The organism is Arthrobacter sp. KN11-1C (assembly GCF_052180225.1).
In the GTDB taxonomy this organism is placed as follows: domain Bacteria; phylum Actinomycetota; class Actinomycetes; order Actinomycetales; family Micrococcaceae; genus Arthrobacter.
In genome coordinates this window covers 1,549,536-1,576,515 of record NZ_CP197467.1, presented here as the reverse complement: position 1 = coordinate 1,576,515, position 26,980 = coordinate 1,549,536, and the positions used below count along the sequence as shown (strand labels likewise).

Genomic DNA, 26,980 nt, shown 5'->3' with positions numbered 1-26,980 from the left:
CTTGTCTGGCTAGCCGGCAAGTTGCCGGCGGAGCTCGGACAGGCGGGCTACGACGGAAGCGTCAAGCACTTCGTCTGCCACCTGGACCCGGATTCCACCGATCAAAGTCGGATCAACGCTGACGTTGACCTTCAACTCGCGGCCGTAGAGGGCATCAAGCCCGGCCTGCAGGCGGCTGGCCTGCGCATCCGTCAACGGACGGGTAACGCGGACAGTTGCGATCCAGCGCTGCTGGCGCTTGGCTGCAAGCTTGGCGAAATTGTCGACGAGCTTGCTCGGCTTGACGCCGCGCGGCTGCGACACAGCCTGGCCGATGAGGAGCTTGGCTTCCGGGCTTGCGCCAGGAACCAGCTTCTCCGCCAGGCTGATCTTGGCCGCAGCACTTGCCTGCGACTCTCCCAGGGCACGTTGTACCTCGTGGCTGGAAGCGACGGCCTGGTTGAAAGCAAACAGATCGTTTTCCAGCTCTTCCAGCCCCGTGATTCCGGAGGCAGAAACGGCCGACTTGTTTTCAGCCACGGCGATGACCACCGTGGCGGCAAGAGTCTCGAGTGCATCGCCGATATCGCGTGCCGATGCCCAGCGTGAGCTGGCCAATCCGCTCGCGATTTCCGCAGCATCAGCGGAGACTTTCCCGCCAACCAGCTGCTTGACCAGCGCCGACTTTTCTTCTCCGCTGCGGGAGGGGTCAGTCAGGGCGCGGCGCAAGCCAGCCGAGCTGTCCACCGTTCCCAGGATTCCGAAGAGGTCCTTAGCCAACTGCAGCGAGGCCGTCGGAAGCGTGGCTTCCAACTGCTCCAGCGCTGTGGTCAGCGATTCGCTCGATACACCTGCCATTACTTAGCTGCACCTGCGCTCTGGGTCTCCAGATCTGCGAGGAAGCGGTCCACCACGCGGGCGGCACGCTCGTCATCGCTGAGCGTTTCGCCAACGATGCGCTCTGCCAAAGTCGTGGCCAGGGTGCCCACCTCGGAACGCAGGGAGACAACAGCCGCCTGGCGCTCCGATTCGATCTGGGCGTACGCCTGCTCGGTGATGCGAGCCGACTCGGCTGCTGCCTTGGTCTTCAGCTCCGCGAGGATCTGGGCACCTTCGGCTCGAGCTTCTTCGCGGATGCGGTTGGCTTCGGCGCGGGCATCGTGGAGCTGCTGCTTGTACTCTTCAAGAGCTGCAGAAGCTTCTGCCTGGGCCTTTTCAGCCTTGGCAATGCCGCCCTCAATCGCCTCTGCGCGCTCGGCAAAGGTCTTCTCGAACATCGGGACAACAAACTTGACCACGATGTAAAAGAGGATCGCGAAGCCGACGAGCACGACGCCCATTTCCCAGACGTTGGGAACGAGCGGATTAGCCGACTCGGCGGCGCCTTGAGCGGCGGCTGAGATGATCTGCTGATTCATGTTTCACCCGTCCTTATCTACTCGGTTCTGAATGTTCGCTTGGTTCTTAGCGGTTTACTTGAGAACGAAAGCGAAGACCAGGCCGAGGATGGCGAGGGCTTCCGTCAGAGCCAGACCAAGGAACGCGATCGGCTGGAGCACGCGCTGGGCTTCCGGCTGACGTGCAACACCGTTGATGTAAGCAGCAAATACGAGACCCACACCGATACCACCGCCGATTGCGGAGAGACCGTAGCCAATGAGGTTAAGGGAGCCGTTGATATCGCCGTTCATTGTTTTCCTTTCAAGATGCCGCACTCGCGGCAGGTTGTTTGGTTTGCTTCAACCCCCGAGGGGGAAGATTGAGGGGTTGTGCCTAGTGGCTGTCGGCGTGGAGTGCGCCTTCGATGTAAATCGCAGTCAGCAGGGTAAAGACATACGCCTGCAGCACCATGATCAGCGCTTCGAGCATGTACATGGCGACGGCGCCAGCAAGCACCAGCACGGACGCGCCCTTGAGGAGGACGTTCTCCTGCATGACGAGGAACTCGATGCCGGAGCCGGCGATCATCACGATGAGGTGCCCCGCCATCATCGTCGCGAAGAGACGCAGGCTGTGGGTGACCGGGCGGACCATGAAGTTGGAGATGATCTCGATCGGTACGACGATAATCAGGATGGGCCACGGAATGCCGGACGGGACGGTAGCCAGCTTGAAGTACTTCAAGCCGTTCTTCTTGATGCCGATGCCGATCCAGGTGACGTACACGACTGCGGCCAGCACATAGGCCCCGCCGACGTGCGAGAAGCTCGGAAGCTGGATCACGGGAATGGCGCCGTAGATGTTGTTCACCAGGATGAAGAAGAAGAGGGAGAACAAGAGCGGCACGAACTTCATGAAGTCGCGTCCGCCGATGATGTCCTTGGCGATGCTGTTGCGGACGAAGCCGTAGGCCATCTCGCCTGCGAACTGCAGCTTGCCGGGAACCAGCTGCTGCTTGCGCGCAGCGAGGATGAAGAATGTAGCGATAAGGACGACCGACAGGATCACCAGCAACATCTGCTTGGAGAAGCCATCGCTCGCACCCCACGGCAGGATAGCCGGGAGATGCATTTGGTCGATTCCGGGAGGAGTGAAGGTCCCTGAATCCTGGGCCGGGAGCGCAAGCGCGATCAACGCGTTTCCTCTCTGCAGTGTCCATCATTGGGCGTTGTTGAGGATCCGGCCGCGTTTCTTGCAGCCATTTCCCGTGTGAAATTATTTGGCATTACTGTTCCCGTCCTGGGACGGACCACTGTCTGCTTTGCTCTCACCGGTAGAAGATCGATGACTGGTGAGGCCGTGCATATGGGAAAGATAGAACCCTCCTGCGGCTCCAAGCAGAGCGCCAAGGAGCACAATCCAGCGAGTCCCCCACAGATTATCCAGACCCCAGCCTATCAAACTCCAGACTATGATTCCGCCAACAATATAGCTAAAGACGGCGATGCCGGCGTTGTATCCGCCGTCGCTTCCGTCGCTCGCTTGCTCAGCGGAATGACCGGGTTTTCCGGCGTGGGGCGTGGCCGGGCGGCGCTTGTTCCTAGGAGTGGACATCGTCGCCTCCTTTGCCCGCTGCGGGGTCGTTGTAGATCTGGAGCCGGGCTTTGCTGAAGCCGTAGATTTCGGCGGCTTGCCACGAGACGACGGCGACGACGGCGCCGATCACGAACCAGCGTCCGTGCAGCCATGCGGGGGCGCCCAAGACGAACAGCACCACCGCGAAGCCAACGACCTTGACAAAGTAGCTGGCAACGAAGAGGCCGACCGCGCCGGAAGGATTATCCCGCCCGACGAAGTGGCCGATCAGGAGGCTGATGGCAAAAAAGGCCATCACCAGTGCCCCGCCGAATACAGCGGAAAGTACGCCCACGCCACCGTTCATGACCACCGCGACAACCGACGTCGCCGCGAGGGCCGCTACCGCCGTCGTCGAGCTGAGGAAAAGAAGCCGCAGCCACAGCGAGGACGTGGAGCGGGGGGCAGCAACGCCGCTCGAGTCGGACTGCTGTCCGCCGGCGTTGGAGGTCATGGGGATGCCAATCGTCGTGGCAAAAAATGCCAAATTCTCAAAAAGGGTGGGTGCGCGGGCGAGTGACTGTCCGCCCTAGAATTCTACATGAGATAGAACTGTGATGTTAACGCCTTTGTCACACGCCGTCTACCGGGCGGCGCGCCCTTTGCGGGCAAAGTACGGCCATGCTGTCACTGCGGCCATGATCAGCGCGGCGACGATGTCGACGGTGAGGACCATCTGCCACGGGAAGATGGCAAAGGCGAGGCCCCCAAACGCCAGAATGCAGGTCCACACGTACATCATGAGCACCGCCGTGCGGTGGGTGTGGCCGAGTTCGATGAGCTTGTGGTGCAAGTGTCCGCGGTCCGCCGACCAGGGCGATTGGCCCCGTGCCGTTCGCCGCAACACCGCAAGGCCGAGGTCCAGCAACGGTAGCGACAGGATCGCGAACGGCAACAGGATGGGCACGATGGTAGGAATACCGTTGGCGCGGTCGTAAAGCCCTGAGCTGATCTGGCCCGTGGAAACCACGCCGGCCGAAGCCATCACGAGGCCCAGGAGCATGGCGCCGGAGTCGCCCATGAAGATTTTCGCAGGGAACCAGTTGTGCGGCAGGAAACCGATGCAACAACCCACGGTGATGGCCATCAGCAGCGCAGCCAGGTCCGAGCGGTCGGTCAGCGTGGCATTGCGGTGGACCCAGTACGCCGTCAGGAAGAATGCGGCCCCGCCGATGGCTGCAACTCCCGCAGCCAGGCCGTCAAGTCCATCGATGAAGTTGACCGCGTTCATCGTGGTCACAATCGCGAGTGCGGTCAGGACGATGCGCAACGGTTCCGCCTCGATCCGTAGGGGCTCCGGAACAAAGGGAACCACGGACATCTGCACGCCCCAGACCGCAACGATCGTCGCCGCAGTGCATTGGCCGATCAGCTTGACCCACCAGCGGATGTCCATCACGTCGTCGGCAACACCGACCGCGACGATCACCAGGGCACCTGCCAGGATCCCCCACGGCGCACTGTTCCCGTGGAAGATGTCCTTCACGAAGAACGAATTGCTGGCTACCAAGAGGGCGATGGCGAAGCCCGCGAAGAGCCCCAGGCCACCGAGCCTGGAAATCGGGACTGAATGCATATCCCGGCTGCGGATGGGGGCAAAAAGCCGAAGTTTGTTACCCATCTGGCGGGCTACCCACGTAGCGAGATACGACACGACGGCAGCCGTGAGCATCATGAGCGAATACATGATCACGTGGCGGCTCCTGTTGGCGGTGGTGGTGGATTTTGTCCCTGGCGACTAGCTGCCGGCACAACACCCGCAACACCTCTGCGCACCGCCGAATATTGCTGTACTACAGTTGGACTCTGTCAAGATACTAGCGGCAACGGCGGCTTTGCTCCGTTTCACGCGCCCCTAGGGCGAGCCGGGAAGACCTCCCCGCAACTGCCCGGAAGGAACCCTACATGACTGTCTCCGTTGCCGTTGCGGCTGTGACCTTTGACCGCCCCGGAGAGCTAGCAGTCCTGCTCGACGCTATCAACAAACAGTCCATGCCCGTGGACACCATTTGCCTCGTGGACAGCGGAACCACCCCTTCGCGGGAGCTCGCGTCGAGCCATCCGAAGGTGGACTACGTCCGCTCGGAGGCGAACTTGGGCGGGGCGGGCGGCTTCGCCCTTGCGATCCTCAAGGCGGTGGCCAGCGGCGCCGAATGGGTCTGGATCATGGATGACGACGCCGAGCCCGGCGATCCCGCATGCCTCGAAACCCTGGTTCGCGAAGCGGAGGCGCGCGGACTCGATGCCGTCGTCCCGCTCGTCGTCGCTCCCGGGCACCCGGACAAGCTCTCGTTCTTCTTCCGGATTGACGGCAAAGTGACCCACGACCGGGCCGAAGTCGAAAAAGCGGGGTTCCTGCCCGACGTCGGGCACTTCTTCAACGGGGCGCTCATCCGTTCGAACGTCTTCTTCAAGGTGGGCGTGCCGGATATCCGGCTGTTCATCCGCGGCGACGAGGTGGACTTCATGATCCGCCTCAGGAAAGCCGGGATACGCTTCGGCACAGTCGCGACGGCATGGATCACCCACCCGCATGCGTTCTCCGAGACAAAGCACGTGTTCGGCGCCCGCTGGCATGTGATCGTGCCGGATTCAGCGTTCAAGCGCTACTTCTACTACCGCAACCGGGGTTACTTGATCCGCCGCTACCGCCGCGGGAAGTCGATGGTGGCCGACGTCGGAGGTTACCTGGGCTATTTCCTCCCCCGGGGTGACTTCCGCGGGCTCGCAGAGTGGTTCCGGGCATTCTCCGCAGGTTTGCGGGACAAGGGCTTCGGTCCGCTGGAGGACCAGAAGTTCTAGCGGCCTAGCGGGCGCGGCGTGGTCTTCCGGCCTCGCGGTTCTTGGAGGAAAGCCGACGGCGTACCAGCAGGCCGAGGAGCACCCACGGCTCGCCGAAGACCCGGTAGGCGACGCGTCCCGGGTGCAGCGCGAGCCGCCAGGCCCATTCGAGCCCGAGGCGGCCCAGCCAGCGGGGAGCGAGCTTCTGGAGGCCCGCCAATTGCTCGATAGCCCCGCCGACTGTGCAGTAGACGGCTGGCGGAAGCTCGTCCAGGCGCCGGTGCAGGACCGATTCCTGCAGCGGCATTCCCAGGCCAAGAAGGACGAGCTGCGGGCGGAATTCCGCCAGCCAGGCGACGGCGGCCTCTTCGCCGGCATCGTTCCAATTCTCGCCGGGCCGACCGGACACCTCGGCGCCGGGCACGATTCCGCGGAGGCGCTCCACTGTCTTGCTATTGGCTTCGGGGCCGGCGCCGACGACGGCGATCCGGCGCAGCCCTTCCACGCCGCCGAGCGCCGGCACCCAGTCCGTGGAACCCAAACGGTATTCCATCAACCCGGCAGCATCGTCACGTGAAGCTCCGCGGCGCCCAAGTCCCCAAAGCATCGCGACCGGCGCCCCATCCATGAGCACCACATCGCTGCGTTCATAGAGACGGCGGAAGTCCGGGCTCGAATGAAACAACGTGACGCTGTGCAGATTGTGCCCGAGGACAACCTTGGTGGTGCCGTCCGAAACGTACCCGCTGATGGCCTCGATGAGTTCGTCGGCGCACAAGGCGGTGACGTCTACGTCCAGAAGGGGAACACGATCCCGGACCAGGCTCATTCGGCCCTGGTCTCCGTGTGAACAGCATTTTCGCCAAGATTAGGGGTCTCGGCTTGAACAGGGGTCTCAGGCACAGGGGTCTCGGCTTGCGCGTCGGGCGCCGTCTCCGGCGCCGTCTCCTGCTGCTCGGCAGCCTCGGGCGCGGTTTCCGGCTCCGGTTCCACGGCCGGTTCGGGCGCGGTTTCTCCGAGGGCCAGCACTCCGGGGACAACGTCGCGCAGGCGTTCCAGGGAAATGGCACCATCGCGCACTACGCGGAGCGGCAAGGTGGTTGCGTCGACGATCGTGGACGGTACGGACTCGGTTCCTTCGACCGGCCGGAAGCCGCCTTCGAGGTACACCTCGACCGATTCGGCAAGCTGGGTCCTCGCCTCGGCTGCTGTCTGCGCGGCGGCCTGGCCGGTGCGATTGGCCGAGGACACTGCCAGCGGTCCGGTGCGGTTGAGCAGTTCAAGCGCTATGGCGTCGTCGGGCATGCGAAGAGCGACGGTTCCGCGGGTCTCCCCCAGGTCCCAGTCCAAGGACGGCTGGGCGTGGAAGATCAGCGTCAGGCCGCCGGGCCAAAAGGCTTCCGCCAGTTTCCGGGCTTCTTCCGATACATCGGTGGCCAGCCCGTCCAGCGCGTTGATCCGCGGGATCAGCACCGGGGGCGGCATATGGCGGCCGCGGCCCTTTGAGACGAGCAGCATGGTCACGGCTTGCGGCGAGAACGCGTCGGCGGCAATGCCGTAGACGGTGTCCGTCGGCATGACGACACACTTTTTCTCGCTGATGGCGCGCTGCGCATGCTCCAGGCCTTCGGCGCGTTGTTCCTCTGACGTGCAGTTGTAGCTTGTGGTCACAGCGCTATTCTTTCATTTCCCGGAGGCAGCGATTGCCAACACTGCGCTCGTGGCACGTTCCTTGCCGTTGAGATCGAGGTGGGTGGTGACCTGGGTCCAGCAGCCGGCCGACTTCAAGTGTTCGGAAATCCACCCTGCCTGCACCTCCGCGTGCTCCATCACGAAGAAGCCGCCGCCCTTGAGGAGCCGGGCAGCCGAGGCTGCAGCCGCCGTCGGGAGCTCCATTCCGTCCGCTCCCCCGCCGTACAGCGCCTCGGGCGGATCGTGCAGCGCCACTTCGGGTTCGTTGGGAATGGCTTCAGCCGGGATGTAGGGCGGATTGGAAACGACGACGTCGAACGTTCCGTCGTGTTCGCGCAAGGCATTGCGGAGGTCGCCCTGCACGAGCTTCACCCCGAGCGGCTTCAGGTTCTTGGTGGCCCACGCGTGGGCGAAGGTGCTGAATTCGACGGCGTGGACCTCGGCTCCGGGCACTTCGTGGGCGATCGAACCGGCAATGGCGCCCGAGCCGGTGCCAAGATCAACCACTTTGGGATGCGGGAGACCCTGGAGGTGGTCGATGACCAGCTGGACCACGGATTCCGTTTCGGGCCGCGGAATGAACACGCCCGGACCCACGGCAAGCGTGAGGTAGCGGAAATGCGCGACGCCGGTGATGTGCTGCAGCGGAACGCGCTGTGCCCGTTCGGCCACGAGGTCCGCGTACCCTTCCGGGGCTGCGGAATCTCCGAGCAACATGGCACGTAGCCGCCCGAGGCCGACGCCCAGGAGATGTTCCGCGAGGAGTTCCGCGTCCACGCGCGGAGTAGGGACTCCGGCGTCGGACAGGATGGTTGTGGCCTCGCGGACGGCGTCGGCGAGGCTTTGGCCCGGAAAGAGCGTCATCAGGATCCTTGCAGGCTGTTACTCGCCCAGGGCATCCAGGCGCGACTGTTCGTCCATTTCGATGGCCGACTGGATGACCGGTTCCAGGTCGCCGTTCATGACGGCGTCGAGGTTGTAGGCCTTGTAGCCGGTACGGTGGTCGGCAATCCGGTTTTCCGGGAAGTTGTACGTGCGGATGCGCTCGGAACGGTCCATGGTACGGATCTGGGATTTGCGCTGGGCCGAGTTCTCGGCGTCGATCTGCTCCTGCTGGTGGGCAAGGATGCGGGCACGGAGGACGCGCATGCCGGCTTCGCGGTTCTGGAGCTGGGATTTTTCGTTCTGCATGGCCACCACGATGCCCGTAGGGAGGTGGGTGATGCGGACTGCCGAGTCCGTGGTGTTGACGGACTGGCCACCGGGACCCGAGGACCGGTAGACGTCGATCTTCAGGTCGTTCTGGTTGATTTCAAGCTCTTCGGGCTCATCCACTTCCGGGAGCACGAGTACGCCGGCGGCGGAAGTGTGGATCCGGCCCTGCGATTCGGTGACGGGAACGCGCTGGACGCGGTGCACGCCGCCTTCGAACTTCAAGCGGGCATACACGCCTTCCGCGGGATCGTTCGAGTTGCCCTTGACGGCCATCTGGACGTCCTTGTAACCGCCCAGGTCCGATTCCGTGGCCGAGATGAGTTCGGTCTTCCAGCCGCGGGACTCCGCGTAACGCATGTACATGCGCAGCAGGTCTCCGGCGAAGAGCGCAGCTTCGTCGCCGCCTTCGCCGCCCTTGACCTCGAGAATGACGTTGCGGGCGTCGTCGGGATCGCGCGGGATCAGCAGCCTGCGCAGTTTCTCCTGCGCTGCCGGAAGCTTCGCTTCGATTTCGTCTACCTCGGCAGCGAATTCGGCGTCCTCGGAAGCCATTTCCTTTGCCGCCTCAAGATCGTCCATGAGCCCGTGCCAACGGTTGTACGCCTCAACGATGCCCTGCAACTGGGCAGAGCGCCGTCCCAACTTGCGGGCCAAAGCCTGGTCGGCATAAACAGCAGGATCACTCAACTGCGCCTGGATAGCAGCATGTTCGTCAAGCAATCCCTGTACGGACTCAAACATTTTCAAACCTCTTTCGACTTCTACAAGTCTAATAACTGCAACGCGGGGTCACTTACGGCCCATGCCGAGGCCACGGATGGGCCGTATCTGACCCCGCGTTGCTGCCGGCCAGGAATTCCTTCTTAAAAACCGAGCCGCTGATTTTGCTGCCCCGGGAGTGGCATCGGGCCTGCCGAAGCCGGGGTGGCTCGCGATCGTAGATCGCAAGCCACCCCGGCGTAGGGGCGGGGGCAGCAAAATCAGCGGCTCAACAGCCAGCTACTTGTCGTTATCCGACTTGGCTCCAAGAGTCGTCTTCTGTACCTGCATGAGGAACTCGACGTTACTCCCGGTCTCCCGGATCTTGTTGGTCAGGAGTTCAAGGCTCTGCTGGGTCTCGAGTCCGGACAGGACGCGGCGCAGCTTCCACATGATCTTGACTTCTTCGGCCGAAAGCAGGTTCTCTTCGCGACGGGTACCCGAAGCGTTGACGTCCACGGCCGGGAAGATGCGCTTGTCCGCCAGCTGGCGGGACAGGCGGAGCTCCATGTTGCCGGTGCCCTTGAACTCTTCGAAGATGACCTCGTCCATCTTGGAACCGGTCTCCACGAGCGCGGTTGCCAGGATGGTCAGCGAGCCACCGTTTTCGATGTTGCGCGCAGCACCGAAGAAACGCTTCGGCGGGTAGAGCGCAGCGGAGTCGACGCCACCGGACAGGATACGGCCGGAAGCCGGTGCTGCCAGGTTGTAGGCGCGGCCCAGCCGGGTCATGGAGTCCAGGAGGACCACCACGTCCATGCCCATTTCCACGAGGCGCTTGGCGCGCTCGATGGAAAGCTCGGCAACCGTGGTGTGGTCGTCGGCGGGACGGTCGAAGGTGGAGGCAATGACCTCGCCCTTGACGGTGCGCTGCATGTCCGTGACTTCTTCGGGACGTTCGTCGACCAACACCATCATGAGGTGGACCTCAGGGTTGTTGGTGGTGATCGCGTTCGCTATGGACTGCAGGATGAGCGTCTTGCCGGCCTTGGGCGGGGAGACAATCAGGCCGCGCTGGCCCTTGCCGATCGGGGCCACGAGGTCGATGACACGCGGGCCGATCTTCTTGGGATCCGTTTCGAGGCGCAGGCGCTCGGACGGGTACAGCGGGACGAGCTTGGCGAATTCGACGCGGTCCTTGAGCTCTTCGGGCGTCTTGCCGTTGACCGACGTGACGCGGACGAGAGCGTTGAACTTCTGGCGCGCGGACTGCTGGCTGCGGTCCTCGCCGTCACGCGGCGCGCGGATCGCTCCGACGACGGCGTCACCCTTGCGCAGGTTGTATTTTTTGACCTGGGCGAGGGACACGTACACGTCGTTGGCACCGGGCAGGTAGCCGGAGGTGCGGATGAACGCGTAGTTCTCCAGGACGTCCAGGATGCCGGCAACCGGCAGCAGGACGTCGTCCTCGGTGACCTCGACGTCGTCGACGTCCGGGCCCTGGCCACGGCCGCGGCGGCGTTCGTTGCGGTCGCGGAAGCGGTCGCTGCGGGTGTTTCCATCGCGGTTGTCACGGTTGTCGCGGTTGTCCTGCGGACCCGGACGGTCGTTGCGGTCGCGGCGGTTGCGACGATTGCGGCGGTTGCCGCTGTCATCGCCGTCGTTCGTGTCTTCGCGACGCGTACGGGTGTTGTCGCGGCGTTCACGCTGGCCGGATTCGCCGGCGTCGGCCGAGGCCTGCTCGCCCTGGCGCGGCTGTGCCTGACGCTGCTCGGGCTGGCGCTGTTCTGCCTGACGCTGCTCGGGCTGACGCTGTTCTGCCTGGCGCTGCTCGGGCTGACGCTGTTCGGCCTGCGGCTGCTCTGCAGCGCGGGTCTCGCCTGCTTCACCGGTCTCCACGGGAGCAACGGCCTCGCCACGACGGCGGTTCCGGGTGCGCGGCTGGCGGCGTTCGCCGGCGGCCTCGCTTGCTTCGGCGGCGGGAGCTGCAGGAGCCTCGACGACGACGGCGGGAGCCTCCGCGGCTTCCGCGGCGGCGGGAGCGGCAACTACGCCGTCGCTGGTGGCGCGGCGGCTGCGGCCACGGCCACGTGCCCGGGTGCCATCCTGCGCGGCTTCGGTGGATGCTGCGGCAGGTGCGGCAGCAGTCTCAGCTTCCGGGGATGCAGGCGCGGCCTTTACTGCCACGGCCTTGGCCGCGGTAGGAGCCTTGCTGGTGGTTGCACCGGCGCGATGGGCCGAGATCGCCGAAACCAAGTCCCCCTTGCGCATCCGGGATCCGCCCGAAATGCCCAGCTGACTGGCGAGAGCCTGGAGCTGCGCGAGCTTGAGGCCTGCAAGGCCGCTGCTCTTAGCGGTTGCGGCCGTTGATTCAGCTGCAGAAGATGTTGTGTCCACAGCTGAAGCCAGCTCAGTGGTTTCTGTCACGAAGGATCCTTCCCCCTCGACGGCGTCCAGACCTAGAGCTGGACGCGATGATTTGTTCTGGACTGCAGTTCAGATCTGCAGCCGTGATTTCGGTCTTGCCGGTTTAGTTTCAGCAGGGCCGGATACTAATACGTCTTCGATGCTCCGGCGGGCGGGGCGCGGGCTGACGGTTCGGGTAACAGAAAGGGTTCTGTGGCACCTGCGACAGGCCGATAAGGAGACGACACCGGCAGACTTCGACACAGTAGGAGACGGGAACGGCATCAAGCCGGGATCCAATGTCAGGGAACTGCCCGCGGTTCTACCGCCGGTGCAAGTCCACTCTAGCACCTTCAACGTCCACTGCCAGTGTCATCACGCGCCACGCAACGTCCGGTGTGTTGTCCGCGGTGAACGTTTTAATCAATTCGGCGATCGCCCCGGCTTCGTCCGCGCCGTTGGCCAGCGCCAGAACCGTGGGACCCGCTCCCGAAACGACAGCTGCATGTCCTGCAGACCGCAATGCCTTGATCAGCGCCGCGCTTGGCCGCATTGCCTCTGCGCGGTAGCTCTGGTGCAGGTAGTCCTCGGTTCCGGGAAGCAGGAAACGGGGATCGGAGGTCAAGGCGTGGACCAGGAGGGCGGCACGCCCAGAGTTCATGGCTGCCGCGTGGTGGCCGATGGAAGCGGGCAGCAGCCCGCGGGCGGTTTCGGTGGACAGTTCGTAGTCGGGGACGGCCACGATCGGGATGACCGACGGGACCACCTCCGCACGGGTGCTGCTGTACTGCTCGCTGTCCTGCCACGACAAGGCCAGTCCGCCGAAAATCGCGGGTGCGACGTTGTCCGGGTGCCCTTCCATCTCGCTTGTGAGTTGCAGGATCCATTCGCGGCCGCGCTGGGCGGATTCGGGGACCAAGGCGTTGGCAGCGGTAACGGCCGCAACCACGGCCGAGGCCGAGGAGCCGAGTCCACGGCCATGCGGATTGACGTTGTCCGCGGTGATCTTGAGGCCGCTGTGCCGGAAGCCGAGGCGTTCCAGGGCCATGTTGAGCGCACGCACCACGAGGTGGCTGGCATCGCGAGGGAGGGACTCGGATCCCTCGCCGGAGAGCTCGAACTCGAGCTCTCCGGTAGAGAGTGTTTCGACGGTCAGGGTGTCGTAGATCGACAATGCCAGGCCGAGGCTGTCATAGCCGGGGCCCAGGTTGGCGCTGGTGCCCGGGACCCTGACGGTCAGCTGCTGGCCTGCCGCGACAAGCTTGAGGCCCGTCGCGGTGGGCTGCGTGGTTTCCACTCTTAGTTTTCTTCCAGTCCCAGTTCGGATGCCACGGTCACGACGTCGTTCGGCACCTTGACCGGCTGGACCTCGCTGCCGTCTTCGGTGCGGAGGGCCCACTGCGGGTCTTTGAGTCCGTGTCCGGTGACGGTGATGACGATCGTCTTTCCGGCGGGAACCTCGCCTGCCGCGTGCTTCTTGATGAGGCCGGCGACCCCTGCCGCGGAACCGGGTTCCACGAAGACGCCTTCCTTGGCGGAGAGCCAGCGGTGGGCATCGAGGATTTCCTCGTCGGTCACGGCGTCGATGAAGCCGCCGGATTCATCGCGTGCCGCGATGGCCGTGTCCCAGGATGCCGGATTGCCGATGCGGATGGCCGTAGCGATCGTGTCCGGTTCGGTGATGGGGTGGCCTGCCACGAACGGTGCCGCGCCTGCCGCCTGGAATCCCCACATGGCCGGAGTCTTGGTGGAGACGGCGGGAAGGGTGCCGGCCGTTGCGGACTCGAAGGGCGCGGAGTACTCCTTGTAGCCCTTCCAGTACGCGCTGATGTTGCCCGCGTTGCCCACCGGCAGGACGTGGATGTCAGGAGCGTCTCCGAGGGCATCGACGATTTCGAAGGCACCGGTCTTCTGGCCCTGGATACGCGCCGGGTTGACGGAGTTCACGAGGAACACCGGGTAGGACTCGCCGAGCTTCCGTGCGATGTCCAGGCAATTGTCGAAGTTCCCGTCCACCTGCAGGAGAGTGGCACCGTGCGCGATGGCCTGGCTGAGCTTGCCCATGGAGATCTTGCCTTCGGGGACCAGCACGGCGCACTTGAGCCCGGCAGCCGTGGCGTAGGCTGCGGCGGAGGCAGAAGTGTTGCCGGTGGAGGCGCAGACAACGGCCTTGGCGCCGGCTTCGACAGCCGCCGTCATGGCCATCGTCATGCCGCGGTCCTTGAAGGACCCGGTGGGGTTCATGCCCTCCACCTTCAGGTACACGGTGGAGCCGGTGAGTTCGGAGAGCTTCTGCGCGTGGACCAGCGGAGTTCCGCCCTCGCCAAGGGTAATGACCTTCGTGGCTTCCGTTACAGGCAAACGATCAGCGTATTCGCGGATTACTCCGCGCCATTGGTGAGCCACTTAGACCCCTTCTACCCGCAGGACGGATGTCACAGAATTGATGACGTCCAGGCCCTTGACGGCCTCGACGGTTGCCGCGAGTGCGGCTTCGGATGCGCGGTGGGTGACGATCTTCAGCTCGGCCGACTCAACCGTCGAGCCGGCGTCGCGGTGGATCGTCTGGCGCATGATCTCAATAGACACGCCGTTCTCCGCGAAGATGTGGGTGATCCGGGCCAGCACTCCGGCCTGGTCGGCGACGTCGAGGCCGATGTAGTAGCTCGTGGTGGAGGCATCGATCGGCAGCGCGGGCACGTAGCCGGTGGTGGTCTCGGTACGACCGGGACCGCCAAGCACCACCCGGCGGGCGGCCGAAACGAGGTCGCCCAGGACGGCGGACGCCGTCGGGGTTCCGCCGGCGCCCTGGCCGTAGAACATCAGCTCGCCGGCGTTCTCGGCCTCGATGAAGACTGCGTTGAACGCGCCACGGACTGCTGCGAGCGGGTGTTCGCGGGGCAGGAGGGTGGGGTGGACGCGGACCGAAATGCCGTCGTCGCCGTTTGCGTTGGTGATCTTCTCGGCGATGGCGAGAAGCTTGATGACGAAGCCCGCTTCCTTCGCGGCGGCAATGTCAGCCGCGCTGACCTTGGTGATGCCTTCGCAGTAGACGTCTTCGAGGGCAAAGCGCGTGTGGAAGGACAACGAGGCGAGGATGGCGGCCTTGGCCGCGGCGTCATGGCCTTCGACGTCGGCCGTCGGGTCGGCTTCCGCGTATCCGAGGCGTTGGGCCTCGGCCAGAGCGTCGGCGAACTGCGCACCGGTGCTGTCCATCTGGTCGAGGATGAAGTTGGTGGTGCCGTTGACAATGCCCAGGACCCGGGTGATGCGATCGCCCGAGAGGCTGTCGCGGATGGGGCGCAGGATCGGAATGGCTCCGGCGACGGCGGCCTCATAGGAGAGCTGGACGCCGGCTTTGTCGGCTTCTTCGTAGAGCGTCGGGCCATCCTGGGCCAGGAGCGCCTTGTTGCCGGTCACGACGCAGGCGCCATTCTGCATGGCGGTCAGGATGAGCGAACGGGCTGGTTCGATGCCGCCCATGAGCTCGATCACCAGGTCGGCGTCCTTGGCCAGGGTATCGGCGTCGGTGGTGAACAGTTCGCGCGGCAGTTCGACGTCGCGCTCTGAATCGATGTTTCGCACGGCGATGCCGGACAACTGCAAGCGCGCTCCGGTGCGGGCCGCAAGGGCGTCGGCGTCGTCAAGGAGAATCCGCGCTACCTGGGCCCCGACATTGCCACAGCCCAGCAGGGCCACCTTCAGGGTTCGCACTTCAGACATTCGCCACTCCCATGTCGCGGTTCAAGAGATCTTCTTCGGTTTCCCCGCGGACGATCAGCCGGGCGGATCCATTGCGCACAGCGACAACGCCAGGCCTGGCCAGATAGTTGTAGTTGCTTGAGAGGGCCCAGCAGTAAGCGCCGGTTCCCGGTACAGCGAGCAGATCACCGGCTGCCACGTCTTCGGGCAGATATACATCTCTAACAACTATGTCGCCGCTCTCGCAATGTTTGCCCACTACTCGGGACAACTGCGGGGCGGCACCCGAGGCCCGCGAGGCGAGAATGGCCGAATAATCCGCGTCGTACAGCACCGGACGGGCGTTGTCGCTCATGCCGCCGTCCACCGACACATACCGGCGCGGGAACGTAACGTTTTCTCCGCCTTCTGGGCCTGCCGGCGCGTCCACGCGAACTGTTTTCAGCGTTCCCACCTCGTACAGGGTGAATGTGCTGGTGCCCACGATTGCGCGGCCCGGTTCGATCGAAATGCGCGGCGGGGTGATCCCCAGCCCAGCGCACGTGGAGCGTACGACGGCGGCCATCGCCTGCGCGATCTCGGCCGGCGGGCGGGGGGTGTCCACCGGAGTGTAGGCGATGCCGTAGCCACCGCCCAGGTCCAGTTCCGGCAGGACGATGGAGTACTTCGCCTGCATCGCTGCGAGGAAGGCCAACAGCTTCTCGGCTGCCAGCGCGAAGCCGTCGGGCTCGAAGATCTGGGAACCGATGTGGCAGTGCAGGCCCAGGAGTTCCACGTTGGAGTACGAGGTGGCCGCAGCGACGGCTTCTTCGGCCGCCGAGAGGCCGGCCGACTCGGTGGAATCCCCGGCCATGGAGAGACCGAATTTCTGGTCCTCGTGGGCCGTGGCGATGAATTCGTGGGTGTGGGCGTGGACGCCGGGAGTCAGCCGCAGCATGACCTTCGCCGTCTCGCCGCGGCCGGAGGCTATCTTGGCAACCCGCTCAAGCTCATCGAGGCTGTCCACCACGATGCGGCCGAGCTTCATGTCCAGTGCGCGGTTGATTTCGGCGTCGGACTTGTTGTTGCCGTGCAGCCCCAGATTGGCACCGTCGATGCCGGCGCGGGCCGCGACGGCGAGCTCTCCCCCGGAGCACGTGTCCAGGCGCAGGCCTTCTTCGGCCACCCAGGCGGCCACGGCAGTGCACAAGAAGGACTTTCCGGCGTAGTAGACGTCCACTCCCCCGCAGATGTCCGCGAAAGCTTCGTCGAAGGCATTCTTGAAGGAGCGGGCACGGGCACGGAAATCGCCCTCGCTCATGACGAACAGCGGAGTGCCGAACTGAGCCTTGAGCTCGCTGACGGGAACGCCGTCAATGGCGAGTTCGCCGTCGTCGTTCCTCCCGACACCTTCGGCCCACATCGGCGCGTGAAGCGCGTTCAGGTCTTCCGGCACGGCGAGCCATTCGGGCGCAAGGGGTGAGGCGGCGGCATTGTTCTGCATGCTGGTCACATCCGTTCCGGGGCTGAAACGCCGAGGAGTTCGAGTCCGTTCGCCAGTACCTGGCTCGTCGCGTCGTTGAGCCACAGCCGCGTGCGGTTGACGTCCTGGACGGCTTCGTCGCCCAGCGGCGAAACGCGGCAGGCGTCGTACCAGCGGTGGTAGGCCCCGGCGATGACCTCGAGGTGGCGGGCCACACGGTGCGGCTCGCGGAGCTCCGCGGCCTTGGCCACGATGGACGGGTAGCTGCCGAGGTAGGACAACAGTTCGTTCTCGGTCGCGTGGTCAAGCAGGGAAGCGTCGAACGCGCTGTGGTCCACGCCGGCGTCGATCGCGTTGCGGGCCGTTCCCCGGGAGCGGGCGTGCGCGTACTGCACGTAGAACACAGGGTTTTCGTTGCTGTTCTTCTTCAGCAGCTCCGGATCCAGTGTCAGCGGCGAATCCGCGGGGAAGCGCGCCAGCGAGTAGCGCACAGCGTCCTTCCCGAGCCATTCGATAAGGTCCTTGAGCTCGATGATGTTGCCGGCGCGCTTGGACAGCTTGGCGCCGTTGACCGAGACCAGCTGTCCGATCAGGACCTCGATGTTGACCTCGGGGTCGTCGCCCGCGCAGGCGGCGATGGCCTTGAGCCGGTTGATGTAGCCGTGGTGGTCGGCCCCGAGCAGGTAGATCTTCTCGGTGAAGCCGCGGTCCTTCTTCGACAGGTAGTACGCGGCGTCGGCGGCGAAATACGTGGGTTCTCCGTTGGCGCGGATCATCACGCGGTCCTTGTCGTCACCGAAGTCCGTGGTGCGCAGCCAGACTGCCCCGCCGTCGTCGAACACGTGGCCCTGTTCCCGGAGGCGGGCGACGGCGGATTCGATCGCGCCGCCGTCGTGCAGTTCCTGTTCGGAGAAGAAGACGTCGAAAGCCACGCCGAATCCGGCGAGGGTGTCCTTGATGTCCTTCATCTGGGCTTGGTAGGCGGCGGCGCGGATGACCGGCAGTGCAGCCGCGTCGGTGAGCTCGCGGATTGCCGGGTGGGCCTTGAGGACCTCATCGCCGAGTTCACGGATGTACTCGCCCGGGTAGCCGCCTTCCGGAACGCCGCGTCCGTGCAGGCGGGAGAGCACCGAGTTCGCAAAAACGTTCATCTGCGAGCCGGCGTCGTTGATGTAGTACTCCGCGGTGACGTCCGCACCGGAAGCGCGGAGTACGCGGGCGATCGAATCGCCCAAGGCGGCCCAACGCGTGTGGCCGATGTGCAGCGGTCCCGTGGGGTTGGCCGAGACGAATTCCATGTTGACCACATGGCCTGCGAGCGCCTGGTTGGTTCCGTAGGAGCTTCCCGCCTCCACGATCACCTTGGCCAGCGCGCCGGCGGCGGCTGCGTCCACGGTGATGTTGAGGAAGCCGGGGCCTGCGATATCGACGGCGGTGACGCCGTCGATCGCTTCGAGCCGCTTGCTCAGGATCGTGGCGAATTCACGCGGGTTGGTCCCGGCGTGCTTGGCAAGCTGCAGGGCGATGTTGGTGGCCCAGTCGCCGTGCTCCCGGTTCTTGGGTCGCTCCACGCGCACGTCCTCGGGGAGGGCGGATTCGGAAAGCGCAAGTTCGCCGGCGGCGACAGCGTCTTTCAGGCAGGCGGATATGGCGGCTGAGAGTTCTTCGGGAGTCACCCGTCTAGCCTACCGGTGGGGCTTGCAACTGGTGGAATTCTTATGCTTAGCAATGCGCACATGCGGGCACCAGCGCGCACCCAGCCGGCGCCCAGCTTCGCCCGGTAGAGCTCCCAGACTGAACCGATAGGCTGAAATCAACGTCAATCGTGTGATCGGCCCACGGCCTGCAGCAATATGCATTGACCCTTTTTCTTGTCCAGTTGACGAGTCCAGTTGAAACGAGCAGAACCATGACTACGCCACTCCGCAAGGGCCTCCTGGTGGGCGCCGCCGGCCTCACCCTGGCCAGTTCGGTGGCAGCTTGCGCCCCTTCGGCCCGAGGCAGCACCCCGCAGAAGACCTCCTCGATTTCCGGCCCGTACAAGGACGGAACCTACAGTGCGGACGGTGACTACATTTCACCCAACGGCGGCGAAACCGTAGGCGTCCAGCTGACCTTGGCCGGCAACACCATTTCCGCTGTGGACATCACCGTCCATGCCAACAACCCGAACACCCAGGAGTTCCAGGGACAGTTCAAGAACGGCATCGCCGCGCAGGTTGTCGGCAAGAAACTGGACGAGATCAACGTCTCGAAAGTAGCTGGCTCCTCCCTGACGAGCGAAGGATTCAACAAGGCCGTGGAAACCATCAAATCCGAGGCCAAATAGCGGCATGACGCTCACGGGCTGGAGTGGTTTCAGCTTCGACGGCATCGGGACCACGTGGGAAATCTCGACGCCGGAGGAACTCCCGGAGGGGATGCACGCCGGCTTGCTCGGCGTCGTGGAGGATTACGACCGAAGCTATTCGCGTTTCCGGGACGACTCCCTGGTTGCCGCTCTCGCCCGTGAACCCGGCACCGTCACCCTTCCGGCCGGGTCCGGCGAGCTGGAACAGCTTTTCAAAAAGCTGTACCGCCTCAGCGACGGTGCCATGACTCCGCTCATTGGCGGCAGCCTCGAGCGCCTGGGCTACGGCGCGGACTACGCTTTGCGACCCCTCGGCCATCCGGTGCCGGCGCCGCGTTGGGAAGACGTCCTCGTGTGGAGCGGCACGTCGATCACCGCTTCCGCTCCTGTGGTCCTGGACATCGGCGCTGCCGGAAAGGGCCAATTGGTGGACCTTCTGGCCTCGGTCCTGCGTGGAGCGGGAACTACGGAGTTCCTGGTCGATGCGAGCGGCGACATGCTCCATTCCGGGACGGAACCATTGGGCGTGGCCCTCGAACACCCCTACGACCCCACCCAGGCGATCGGCGTCGTCGAACTGCGCGACGGCGCCCTGTGCGCTTCCGCCGCCAACCGCCGGGCGTGGGGCGACGGCCTGCACCATGTCCTCGACGGCGCCACCGGGCGCCCGATCGAGACGGTGGTGGCTACGTGGACCATGGCTGCGACGGCAATGGAAGCCGATGCCCTGGCCACGGCGCTTTTCATGGTTGATCCGCCGGTGTTGGAGACGGAATTCGAATTCTCCTGGCTCAAGGTTTATTCGGACGGACATGCCGCCTATTCGCCCGGCTTCGAAGGGACACTGTTCACATGATTGCCATCAAAGCGCGCGTGGATGCCTGGCTCGGCCATTTCACGATGTACCGGCTGATTCTTTGGGTCCTTGGCGTGCTCGCGGTGTACAGCCTGGTGCTGAACGCGCTGGGCTGGCTCACCTTCGGGCTGCCTGAAATGCTGGTCCACCTTGTGCTGTGCCTGGGCGTGACGTACGCGTCCAACCGGCTCGTGGCCATGCTCTTCAAGGTCCGGCCGCATTCGGAATCCTCGCTCATCACGGGCCTTTTGTTGTACTTCCTGTTCTGGCCCACTGAGCTGGTTCCCTCGGTCCAGGTCCCCGATCTCGCCGGAGTCGCCGTGGCGTGCGTCCTGGCCTCGGCATCCAAATATTTGTTGGCGTTCCGCGGGCGGCACATCTTCAATCCCGCCGCCGCGGGGGCCTTCATCGCGGGACTCACCGGCTTGAACATCACCACGTGGTGGGCAGCGACCCCGGCCATGCTGTGGCTCCTCGTGCCCGGTGTACTTCTGGTGCTGTACCGGACACTGAAGGTGCTCATGGCCTGCACTTTCCTGGTGGTGGCGGTGTCTGTGGTGTGCGCCTTGCTCCTGCGGGGCGGCATGACCTTCGGACTCGCCGTTTGGCAACCGATCGCGCAGCAGCCGCTTCTGTTTTTCGTCGGCTTCATGCTTACCGAACCGCTCACCTTGCCTCCCCGCCGTTGGCAGCAAGTGGCGCTGGCCGCCGTCGTGGCCTTGTTGTTCGCGGTGCCGTACAACGTGGCAGGCGTCGCCAATTCGCCGGAACTCGCTCTGCTCATCGGGAACCTCCTCGCCTTCCTTGTGGGGCAGCGGGGCGGAATCGTGCTGACGTTCAAGGGCTCGCGGCCCCTGACGCCCTTCACCACAGAGTTCCGTTTTGAGCCACGACGGCCCGTCCGTTTCCTTCCGGGGCAGTTCATGGAGCTCAACCTTCCGCACTCGCGCTCCGACGGTAAGGGCCGGCGACGGGTCTTCAGCATCACCAGCGCGCCGGACTCGCCCGAGATGACATTCGGCGTCGGCACGGCGGAACCCGTCTCGGCAGCCAAGCGCGCGTTGCTCGCGCTTGCGCCTGGGGATTGCGTCCATGGAACCGCCGTGGGCGGCGACTTCGTCCTCCCACACGACGCCGGCAAACCCGTGCTGCTTATCGCGGCCGGAATCGGGATTGCACCTTTCCTTTCCCAGCTGGCGTCCAGCGACTCCGCCCGAAGGGACATCGTCGTGCTGTATCTCGCCCCCAGCGCCGCCGAACTTGCCGGGTGGGATGTCCTGGAGGCCTCGGGAGCACGGGTCATCGCCCGCCTTTCGGACGGTTCCCTCCCGCCGTCGTTCATGCACGACGCCGGGCGGAGCCGGATCGATGGCGACTCCCTGCGGGCGCTCATCCCCGATGTCGCAGAACGCGACGTCTACGTCTCCGGGTCCCCGGCAAACGTGGACGCCCTTCGCTCAGCCGCCCGCCACGCCGGTGCCCGACGAATCCATGTGGACGCTTTCGCGGGCTACTGACGGCTCGCCCGCACCCGTTTTCCATTGCGGCGCGGTGACCTGCTAAGCTCATGGACGTCCCTCCGGCAACGGACGGGAGCCCCGGATGCCCTCGTAGCTCAGGGGATAGAGCGTCTGCCTCCGGAGCAGAAGGCCGTAGGTTCGAATCCTATCGAGGGCACAACAGAAAACCCCGCCAGTTCAAGGAACCGGCGGGGTTTTTCTTTGCCTCACCGAGTGCGCGCGGAGGTTATCGGACAAAACGTGGGTAAATCCCGCTCGTGTCAGGTGCGTCCCGGGATCATTTTCGCTCGACTGTCGGATTCTGCTCAATCATTCGAATGGACAAATGCCGGGCCCGCGGAATCACGGGGCCGGCAACATCGGCGGAGAGAGTGATCCAGCAGAATCCTTCGGGGGCCCGTAGATCGTCGAACCAGCTTCGCTTACCGGAGCTCGCTGCAAGGCGAGAACGGACGATCAGGCAGCACCATGAACCGACGTAGATCCCATCGACCTGGATTTGGTCATGGACCTCCCCGGTCATCGTGATCCGCGGGGCAACGTTCCAGCACCAGGCCGTGCGGCGCCGCAATGAGCGGGCGGTGCCGAACGAGGTCAGCGATGACTGGTTCATGGTGCCCATCAGCCAGCCGAGGAACGCCTCGAGATCGGAGCGTCTGCTGACGTCCTGGCGTTCACCCGAGCGGCCGACGCCGGTAGCGCTGCTTACCCGCGGCCGTTTTTCCGTTCCGTACCAGCGCCTGACCGCAGCCCAGACATTCCAGAGATATGCAAGCACCCCGGCCACCCTAAGCTTCCAAAGCTTAGCCGTCCCGAAATTCGCCCGCCAACACCGGGAAGCAAGCCCCTCCCGTACACACGTTTTGTCCTATAACCCGCCTTTTTGCGTTCCGGGGGCTGTTTCGTCCCGGGCCGGTTTCGCCCGGATGTGAGATTCTGCTCAATCATTCGAATGGACAAATGCCGGACCTGCGGAATCACGGGGCCGGCAACGTCGGCGAAGAGAGTGATCCAGCGGAATCCGACGGCGCCCGTAGATCCTCGAACCAGCTTCGCTTCACGGAGGGGCAAATTCACCCGCCAACACAGTGAAGCAAGCCCCTCCGATTCACACGTTTTGTCCTGTGGTCCGCGCACCGCGTTGCCGATTGGAGCCTGGACGGTTGCAAGCGGGCAACAGAAAATGGAAAAACTGCGTCACGTTTGACCGCCTGCCAACACATGGTTCTTGTGGAGACAACAAAAAGACCTGGGGAGGCACCTCAAGAGGAGCCCGCGTTCCCCGAACTCGACGCCAAGGCCCCGGTTCTCGCCAACAAGCTGTCGCGGCTACCGGCACCACAACTCGCAACGATCCTTCGCCCAAAACCCAAGGACAGCGATGCCTGAATGTGAAGCCGACCGCCGCAACAAGCAGGCCCTCTACGAAATCGAGCTGGCGTGGGGCAATGGCATCGTGGACCTCGGCAAGCTGCAGCGGATTCTGAAGGGCACTGAATATGAGTCGGAGCTGTTGCCGGCGCGCCCGCAGGAGGACTCCCCGTCGTCGTGATCCGGGACATGCCGAAGCGGGCCGGCTAAAAAGTCGGTGGCCACTCCTAAGCTGTTCGTACCCGTCCACGAGGTACGAAAGGGTTCGCCGTGATCTGTTCCATCGTTCCGCCGTACATGCTGCGAAGGCTGGCGGCCCAACATGAGCCCCGCCTGCGCGTTATTGCGCGGGCGGCCAAGGAATCCCTGCTCCACATCAGGAACCTCCAAGCGGTCCGATCGCTTCCGGTGCCGGCCCCGGTGCCCACTGCACGCCAGGCGAAGCCCGGGCCGCCCAAGCGGACCATCTACGACGCTGGCTCCACCGAAGCCCTGCCCGGCAAGCTCGTCCGCAAGGAAAAAGGTCCGGCAACGGGCGACCCCGCCGCCGATGAAGCCTATGACGGACTGGGCGGAACCCACGCCCTTTATGCAGAGGCGTTCAGCCGGAATTCAATCGACGGCGCCGGCCTGAAACTCGACGCCACCGTCCATTACGGCGAACTGTACGACAACGCCTTCTGGAACGGCAGCCAAATGGTCTTCGGTGACGGCGACGGCGAGATCTTCCAGAGGTTCACCAAGTCGCTCAGCGTGATCGGGCACGAGCTCGCCCACGGCGTCACGCAGTACACGGCAGCCCTCGCCTACCGGAACCAGGCCGGAGCGCTCAACGAGTCCATGTCGGATGTTTTCGGGGCGCTCGTGGAGCAGTATGCCAAGAAGCAGACTGCTGCCGACGCCAGCTGGCTGATTGGTGAGGGCTTGTTCACTGACGCCGTCCAAGGCACCGCGCTCCGGTCCATGACGGCGCCCGGTACTGCGTATGACGACGACGTCCTCGGCAAGGATCCGCAACCGGACTCCATGGACAAGTATGTCCGCACCACCGCGGACAACGGCGGAGTCCACATCAATTCGGGCATCCCCAACCGGGCGTTCTCCCTTCTTGCATTGGAACTGGGTGGCAATGCGTGGGAAGCGCCGGGACAGATCTGGTACAACACCCTGACCAGCGGCTCGCTGCCTGCCACCTGCACGTTCGGGCGCTTCGCCAAGGCCACCGTCGCCTCGGCGGAGGAACTCTTCGGCGCCGGTTCGCGCGAGCATGACGCCGTCCGTACGGCGTGGGAAACTGTGAAGGTAAAGCTCTAGCAGCACCCTCCGGAGCAGTGGAAGCCGCAGAACATGAAAATCACCGTCCAGCGCAGCGGTGGCGTCGCCGCGATCACACGCGTCTGGACCGTGGATGCCGCCACCTCCGAGGACAAACGACGCTGGATGCCGATCGTAGAGGCCTGCCCTTGGGACCAAGTGCCGTCCCGGGGTCGCGCCAGCGCACAAGCGCCCGCGCGGACACCAGGGAAAGCAGCCGGGCAAGCCGACAGGTTCATGTATTCCATCCGCGCCGGACAACACCGGGCCACGCTTCCCGAGACCGAGGTCACCGGGCCATGGCACACCCTCGTGGAGAACGCCAAGGTAGAAGGTCACGAGACCCTCCGCCGCTAGCCAACTTCCGCCAACTGGCCGCGGAAAGCCCTCCGGTACGACTGCGGACTCGTGGCCAGGACCTTGGCGAAGTGGTGACGCAGCAGCACGGAATGTCCGAATCCGGCCTCGCGGGCTATTTCGTCGATGTTCAACTCCGTGGTTTCCAGAAGCTCCTGCGCCCGCAGTACCCGCTGCGAATTGAGCCACGCCGCCGGTGTGGCCCCGGTTTCGGCCCGGAACCGGCGTGCGAACGTCCGGGCGGACATGTGCAGCCGGGACGCCAGTTCGTTCACGCTGTGGTCGTGCTCGAGGTTCTCCACCATCCAGCGCAGCAAGGCCTCCATGGGCGCGGAGCCGCACGTGGGCATGGGCCGGTCGATGAATTGGGCCTGGCCGCCGTCGCGGTGCGGAGGAACCACCATGTCGCGGGCAATGGCAGCCGCAACGTTGGCGCCGAGCTCGACGCGAATCAGATGCAGGCACGCGTCGATCCCGGCCGCGGTGCCGGCACTTGAAATGATCGTTCCGTCCTGGACGTAGAGCACATTTTCGTCCACGTGAATCTTCGGATACCTGCTGGCAAGGTCCTGTGAATAGTGCCAATGCGTGGTGCAGCGGCGTCCGTCCAGAAGCCCTGCGCGCGCAAGCGCGTACGCGCCGGAGCAGATCGACATGACCCAGGCACCCCGTTCATGCGCAGCCCGGAGCGCATCCAATACGGGCTCCGGCACGTCCTCGTCCCGTCCGTACGGGGCCATGATGACCAGGTCGGCATCGCTTGTGGCTTCCAGGCCCAGGTCGACGTGCATCGACAGGCCGGACTTCATCTTCACGTCTCCCGGTACGGGGGTGCAGACCCTGAAATCAAAGGTGGGAACTCCGCTCCCCCGGTCCGCGCGGTCAATGCCGAAGACCTCGTAGGCGGTCCCGAATTCGAAGATCGAGAAGTTGGGAACAACAATGATTGCCACCGTTTTCAACATAGATCCAGTGTGGCAGAAAATTGCCTAAATGGGTCATTTCTGCCACTGTTTCTTGAGATGCATCGGGAACACGATGGAGTCATGGAGTTCATCGGAGCCTTGCTGTTCATCATCCTCATCATCACCGCGGCCGCGTCCATTTCAGCAGTCCTTCGGGACGGCCGCGGCCACCTTCCCCCCGACCGTTCGGAGCCTTGGACCGCGCGGGACCTGCCGGACAACTCATGCTGGACACTGCGCGCGTTCTAAGAACAGCCTGCCCTTGAATACGGACGACTTTTGTCCGCATCCTGGGCTAGATTCAATGGCATGATCCAGACGTCCGCGAGGCTCCTGCAATTGTTGTCCTTGCTGCAGGTCCGGCGTGAATGGACCGGCCCGGCATTGGCCACGCGGATGGGTGTCACGGAGCGCACCGTCCGCCGCGATATCGACAAGCTCCGGAACCTCGGCTACCCCATCCACGCCTCGCCAGGGATAGCCGGCGGTTACCAACTGGGCGCCGGGGCGCAGCTCCCGCCGCTGCTGCTTGACGACAATGAAGCTCTCGCCGTCGCCTTGGGACTGAACTCGGTGGCGGCGGGTCCCGTGGCCGGTATCGGCGAAGCATCCGTTCGCGCCCTTGCCAAGCTTGAGCAGGTGCTTCCCTCACGCCTCCGCCCGAAGTTCGCGATGCTCAAGGCCGCGGTCACCACACTGCCCAGCAACGCGGCGTCGGTAGACCCCCAGCAGCTCACGGTGGTCTCCGCGGCGATCGCGGACAAGCGGCAACTCAGTTTCGACTATGTCAAGGCCGACGGCGACGCCGGCCGGCGCTTGGTGGAGCCATACCGGCTCGTCGACACCGGGCGGCGCTGGTACCTGGTCGCCTGGGATGTGGACCGGGAAGACTGGCGCACGTTCCGTGCAGATCGCATCGCCACGCTTCCGGCTGAACGGAAAAAGTATGTGCCGCGCCCCCTCCCTGCCGAGGACCTCGCGGACTACGTCCAGCGCTCCGTGACCCGCTCGCCTTACCGTTATGACGTCGTCGTGCGCCTCCACGCCCCCATCGGCGAGGTGGCCGCCGTCGTCGGCCCGCAGCTTGCGAGCTTGAGCGACGACGGCGGGAACGCCACCCTGCTCCGCGCCGGCTGGGACAGCCTGGCGCAGCCGGCGGCACACCTCGCAGCGCTGGACATGGACTTTGAGATCATTTCCCCCGAGGAATTCAAGGAGTACGCCCGCACCCTGGCCGGGCGATTGGAAAAAGCCGCAGGGAACCGTGCACTGCAAGGCGACGCGCCGCCACAGTAG

At 64.5% G+C, this 26,980-nt stretch carries 28 protein-coding genes and 1 tRNA gene; 10 read left to right on the top strand and 19 right to left on the bottom strand.

The genetic code is table 11. From position 1 onward, the window contains the following. Positions 1-9: 9 nt before the first annotated feature. From ACSBOX_RS07380 to ACSBOX_RS07350, 7 genes are all read right to left on the bottom strand, one after another. The gene (locus ACSBOX_RS07380) at positions 10-837 is read right to left on the bottom strand and encodes a F0F1 ATP synthase subunit delta (RefSeq protein ID WP_442545450.1); all 828 of its coding nucleotides are present in this window, start codon (positions 835-837) and stop codon (positions 10-12) included. After that, positions 837-1,397 carry a F0F1 ATP synthase subunit B gene (locus tag ACSBOX_RS07375; RefSeq protein ID WP_442545449.1) on the bottom strand — a complete coding sequence of 187 codons (561 nt, stop codon included), beginning with the start codon at positions 1,395-1,397 and terminating at the stop codon, positions 837-839. Before ACSBOX_RS07375 ends, ACSBOX_RS07380 begins: the two co-directional genes overlap by 1 nt. 54 nt (positions 1,398-1,451) lie before the next feature. Continuing rightward, positions 1,452-1,670, bottom strand: a complete 219-nt coding sequence (gene atpE / locus ACSBOX_RS07370; protein WP_028264751.1) for an ATP synthase F0 subunit C — start codon at positions 1,668-1,670, stop codon at positions 1,452-1,454. 82 nt (positions 1,671-1,752) lie between these two features. Beyond that, positions 1,753-2,553, bottom strand: a complete 801-nt coding sequence (atpB, locus tag ACSBOX_RS07365) for a F0F1 ATP synthase subunit A (RefSeq protein ID WP_442545448.1) — start codon at positions 2,551-2,553, stop codon at positions 1,753-1,755. 81 nt (positions 2,554-2,634) lie between these two features. After that, positions 2,635-2,973, bottom strand: coding sequence for a hypothetical protein (locus ACSBOX_RS07360; RefSeq protein WP_442545447.1), 339 nt, complete (start codon positions 2,971-2,973; stop codon positions 2,635-2,637). After that, positions 2,960-3,448 (bottom strand): hypothetical protein, encoded by a 489-nt coding sequence (locus ACSBOX_RS07355; protein ID WP_415983739.1) that lies wholly within the window; start codon positions 3,446-3,448, stop codon positions 2,960-2,962. The genes ACSBOX_RS07360 and ACSBOX_RS07355 overlap by 14 nt, the downstream gene beginning before the upstream one ends. Before the next feature lie 129 nt (positions 3,449-3,577). Further along, positions 3,578-4,687, bottom strand: coding sequence for an MraY family glycosyltransferase (locus tag ACSBOX_RS07350; protein WP_442545446.1), 1,110 nt, complete (start codon positions 4,685-4,687; stop codon positions 3,578-3,580). A 212-nt stretch (positions 4,688-4,899) separates the two neighbouring features. Between ACSBOX_RS07350 and ACSBOX_RS07345 the strand changes: the two genes are divergently transcribed. Further along, a complete protein-coding gene (locus ACSBOX_RS07345; protein ID WP_078108471.1) occupies positions 4,900-5,796 on the top strand; it encodes a glycosyltransferase in 897 nt (298 codons plus the stop codon). 4 nt (positions 5,797-5,800) lie between these two features. Here the strand turns inward: ACSBOX_RS07345 and ACSBOX_RS07340 are convergent, their stop codons facing one another. The 10 genes from ACSBOX_RS07340 to argS form a co-directional block, all read right to left on the bottom strand. Beyond that, positions 5,801-6,604 carry a WecB/TagA/CpsF family glycosyltransferase gene (locus ACSBOX_RS07340; RefSeq protein WP_442545445.1) on the bottom strand — a complete coding sequence of 268 codons (804 nt, stop codon included), beginning with the start codon at positions 6,602-6,604 and terminating at the stop codon, positions 5,801-5,803. Then, positions 6,601-7,446, bottom strand: coding sequence for an L-threonylcarbamoyladenylate synthase (locus ACSBOX_RS07335; protein WP_442545444.1), 846 nt, complete (start codon positions 7,444-7,446; stop codon positions 6,601-6,603). The genes ACSBOX_RS07340 and ACSBOX_RS07335 overlap by 4 nt, the downstream gene beginning before the upstream one ends. Before the next feature lie 12 nt (positions 7,447-7,458). Continuing rightward, entirely contained in the window at positions 7,459-8,331 is an 873-nt protein-coding gene (gene prmC, locus ACSBOX_RS07330; RefSeq protein ID WP_442545443.1) for a peptide chain release factor N(5)-glutamine methyltransferase, read from the bottom strand. Positions 8,332-8,349: 18 nt separating this feature from the next. Further along, positions 8,350-9,423: a peptide chain release factor 1 gene (gene prfA / locus ACSBOX_RS07325; RefSeq protein WP_284984695.1), complete on the bottom strand. Its 1,074-nt coding sequence runs from the start codon at positions 9,421-9,423 to the stop codon at positions 8,350-8,352. A gap of 258 nt (positions 9,424-9,681) precedes the next feature. Next, complete coding sequence (gene rho / locus ACSBOX_RS07320; protein ID WP_442545442.1) at positions 9,682-11,808, bottom strand: transcription termination factor Rho; 2,127 nt, start codon at positions 11,806-11,808, stop codon at positions 9,682-9,684. A 301-nt stretch (positions 11,809-12,109) separates the two neighbouring features. Further along, positions 12,110-13,084, bottom strand: a complete 975-nt coding sequence (gene thrB / locus ACSBOX_RS07315; protein ID WP_442545441.1) for a homoserine kinase — start codon at positions 13,082-13,084, stop codon at positions 12,110-12,112. Positions 13,085-13,086: 2 nt separating this feature from the next. Next, complete coding sequence (gene thrC, locus ACSBOX_RS07310; protein ID WP_284751234.1) at positions 13,087-14,193, bottom strand: threonine synthase; 1,107 nt, start codon at positions 14,191-14,193, stop codon at positions 13,087-13,089. Then, positions 14,194-15,510 carry a homoserine dehydrogenase gene (locus ACSBOX_RS07305; RefSeq protein ID WP_442545440.1) on the bottom strand — a complete coding sequence of 439 codons (1,317 nt, stop codon included), beginning with the start codon at positions 15,508-15,510 and terminating at the stop codon, positions 14,194-14,196. Next, on the bottom strand, positions 15,503-16,972 hold the full coding sequence (gene lysA, locus ACSBOX_RS07300; protein WP_442545439.1) for a diaminopimelate decarboxylase: 1,470 nt from the start codon (positions 16,970-16,972) through the stop codon (positions 15,503-15,505). Before lysA ends, ACSBOX_RS07305 begins: the two co-directional genes overlap by 8 nt. A 5-nt stretch (positions 16,973-16,977) precedes the next feature. Further along, positions 16,978-18,627 carry an arginine--tRNA ligase gene (gene argS, locus ACSBOX_RS07295; RefSeq protein WP_442545438.1) on the bottom strand — a complete coding sequence of 550 codons (1,650 nt, stop codon included), beginning with the start codon at positions 18,625-18,627 and terminating at the stop codon, positions 16,978-16,980. A 233-nt stretch (positions 18,628-18,860) separates the two neighbouring features. On the opposite strand from argS, the gene ACSBOX_RS07290 reads away from it, so the two are divergent. The 4 genes from ACSBOX_RS07290 (at position 18,861) to ACSBOX_RS07275 (ending at position 21,834) form a co-directional block, all read left to right on the top strand. Further along, positions 18,861-19,280 (top strand): FMN-binding protein, encoded by a 420-nt coding sequence (locus tag ACSBOX_RS07290; protein ID WP_442545437.1) that lies wholly within the window; start codon positions 18,861-18,863, stop codon positions 19,278-19,280. 4 nt (positions 19,281-19,284) lie between these two features. Then, positions 19,285-20,157: an FAD:protein FMN transferase gene (locus ACSBOX_RS07285; RefSeq protein WP_442545436.1), complete on the top strand. Its 873-nt coding sequence runs from the start codon at positions 19,285-19,287 to the stop codon at positions 20,155-20,157. Next, positions 20,154-21,674 carry an FAD-dependent oxidoreductase gene (locus ACSBOX_RS07280; protein WP_442545435.1) on the top strand — a complete coding sequence of 507 codons (1,521 nt, stop codon included), beginning with the start codon at positions 20,154-20,156 and terminating at the stop codon, positions 21,672-21,674. The genes ACSBOX_RS07285 and ACSBOX_RS07280 overlap by 4 nt, the downstream gene beginning before the upstream one ends. Positions 21,675-21,761: 87 nt before the next feature. Then, positions 21,762-21,834, top strand: a tRNA-Arg gene (locus ACSBOX_RS07275). Positions 21,835-22,351: 517 nt separating this feature from the next. On the opposite strand, the gene ACSBOX_RS07270 is transcribed toward ACSBOX_RS07275, so the two are convergent. Further along, positions 22,352-22,414 carry a hypothetical protein gene (locus ACSBOX_RS07270; protein WP_442545979.1) on the bottom strand — a complete coding sequence of 21 codons (63 nt, stop codon included), beginning with the start codon at positions 22,412-22,414 and terminating at the stop codon, positions 22,352-22,354. A 644-nt stretch (positions 22,415-23,058) separates the two neighbouring features. Between ACSBOX_RS07270 and ACSBOX_RS07265 the strand changes: the two genes are divergently transcribed. The 3 genes from ACSBOX_RS07265 (at position 23,059) to ACSBOX_RS07255 (ending at position 24,719) form a co-directional block, all read left to right on the top strand. After that, entirely contained in the window at positions 23,059-23,229 is a 171-nt protein-coding gene (locus ACSBOX_RS07265; protein ID WP_442545434.1) for a hypothetical protein, read from the top strand. 116 nt (positions 23,230-23,345) lie between these two features. Further along, the gene (locus ACSBOX_RS07260) at positions 23,346-24,362 is read left to right on the top strand and encodes a M4 family metallopeptidase (RefSeq protein ID WP_442545978.1); all 1,017 of its coding nucleotides are present in this window, start codon (positions 23,346-23,348) and stop codon (positions 24,360-24,362) included. A gap of 33 nt (positions 24,363-24,395) precedes the next feature. Beyond that, positions 24,396-24,719 carry a protealysin inhibitor emfourin gene (locus ACSBOX_RS07255; RefSeq protein WP_442545433.1) on the top strand — a complete coding sequence of 108 codons (324 nt, stop codon included), beginning with the start codon at positions 24,396-24,398 and terminating at the stop codon, positions 24,717-24,719. Here the strand turns inward: ACSBOX_RS07255 and ACSBOX_RS07250 are convergent. Then, positions 24,716-25,684, bottom strand: a complete 969-nt coding sequence (locus tag ACSBOX_RS07250; protein WP_442545432.1) for a GlxA family transcriptional regulator — start codon at positions 25,682-25,684, stop codon at positions 24,716-24,718. The two genes, ACSBOX_RS07255 and ACSBOX_RS07250, sit on opposite strands and share 4 nt — an antisense overlap. Before the next feature lie 81 nt (positions 25,685-25,765). On the opposite strand from ACSBOX_RS07250, the gene ACSBOX_RS07245 reads away from it, so the two are divergent. Further along, on the top strand, positions 25,766-25,933 hold the full coding sequence (locus tag ACSBOX_RS07245) for a hypothetical protein (RefSeq protein ID WP_442545431.1): 168 nt from the start codon (positions 25,766-25,768) through the stop codon (positions 25,931-25,933). A 60-nt stretch (positions 25,934-25,993) separates the two neighbouring features. Further along, positions 25,994-26,980 (top strand): helix-turn-helix transcriptional regulator, encoded by a 987-nt coding sequence (locus ACSBOX_RS07240; RefSeq protein ID WP_442545430.1) that lies wholly within the window; start codon positions 25,994-25,996, stop codon positions 26,978-26,980.

Excerpts from the sequence above, each read along its gene's own strand:
- ACSBOX_RS07380 (WP_442545450.1), bottom strand. The coding sequence starts at position 837 with ATGGCAGGTGTATCGAGCGAATCGCTGACCACAGCGCTGGAGCAGTTG.
- ACSBOX_RS07375 (WP_442545449.1), bottom strand. The coding sequence starts at position 1,397 with ATGAATCAGCAGATCATCTCAGCCGCCGCTCAAGGCGCCGCCGAGTCG.
- atpE (WP_028264751.1), bottom strand. The coding sequence starts at position 1,670 with ATGAACGGCGATATCAACGGCTCCCTTAACCTCATTGGCTACGGTCTC.
- ACSBOX_RS07360 (WP_442545447.1), bottom strand. The coding sequence starts at position 2,973 with ATGTCCACTCCTAGGAACAAGCGCCGCCCGGCCACGCCCCACGCCGGA.
- ACSBOX_RS07355 (WP_415983739.1), bottom strand. The coding sequence starts at position 3,448 with ATGACCTCCAACGCCGGCGGACAGCAGTCCGACTCGAGCGGCGTTGCT.
- ACSBOX_RS07345 (WP_078108471.1), top strand. The coding sequence starts at position 4,900 with ATGACTGTCTCCGTTGCCGTTGCGGCTGTGACCTTTGACCGCCCCGGA.
- ACSBOX_RS07340 (WP_442545445.1), bottom strand. The coding sequence starts at position 6,604 with ATGAGCCTGGTCCGGGATCGTGTTCCCCTTCTGGACGTAGACGTCACC.
- prmC (WP_442545443.1), bottom strand. The coding sequence starts at position 8,331 with ATGACGCTCTTTCCGGGCCAAAGCCTCGCCGACGCCGTCCGCGAGGCC.
- prfA (WP_284984695.1), bottom strand. The coding sequence starts at position 9,423 with ATGTTTGAGTCCGTACAGGGATTGCTTGACGAACATGCTGCTATCCAG.
- ACSBOX_RS07305 (WP_442545440.1), bottom strand. The coding sequence starts at position 15,510 with ATGTCTGAAGTGCGAACCCTGAAGGTGGCCCTGCTGGGCTGTGGCAAT.
- lysA (WP_442545439.1), bottom strand. The coding sequence starts at position 16,972 with ATGCAGAACAATGCCGCCGCCTCACCCCTTGCGCCCGAATGGCTCGCC.
- ACSBOX_RS07290 (WP_442545437.1), top strand. The coding sequence starts at position 18,861 with ATGACTACGCCACTCCGCAAGGGCCTCCTGGTGGGCGCCGCCGGCCTC.
- ACSBOX_RS07285 (WP_442545436.1), top strand. The coding sequence starts at position 19,285 with ATGACGCTCACGGGCTGGAGTGGTTTCAGCTTCGACGGCATCGGGACC.
- ACSBOX_RS07280 (WP_442545435.1), top strand. The coding sequence starts at position 20,154 with ATGATTGCCATCAAAGCGCGCGTGGATGCCTGGCTCGGCCATTTCACG.
- ACSBOX_RS07265 (WP_442545434.1), top strand. The coding sequence starts at position 23,059 with ATGCCTGAATGTGAAGCCGACCGCCGCAACAAGCAGGCCCTCTACGAA.
- ACSBOX_RS07260 (WP_442545978.1), top strand. The coding sequence starts at position 23,346 with ATGCTGCGAAGGCTGGCGGCCCAACATGAGCCCCGCCTGCGCGTTATT.
- ACSBOX_RS07255 (WP_442545433.1), top strand. The coding sequence starts at position 24,396 with ATGAAAATCACCGTCCAGCGCAGCGGTGGCGTCGCCGCGATCACACGC.
- ACSBOX_RS07250 (WP_442545432.1), bottom strand. The coding sequence starts at position 25,684 with ATGTTGAAAACGGTGGCAATCATTGTTGTTCCCAACTTCTCGATCTTC.
- ACSBOX_RS07245 (WP_442545431.1), top strand. The coding sequence starts at position 25,766 with ATGGAGTTCATCGGAGCCTTGCTGTTCATCATCCTCATCATCACCGCG.
- ACSBOX_RS07240 (WP_442545430.1), top strand. The coding sequence starts at position 25,994 with ATGATCCAGACGTCCGCGAGGCTCCTGCAATTGTTGTCCTTGCTGCAG.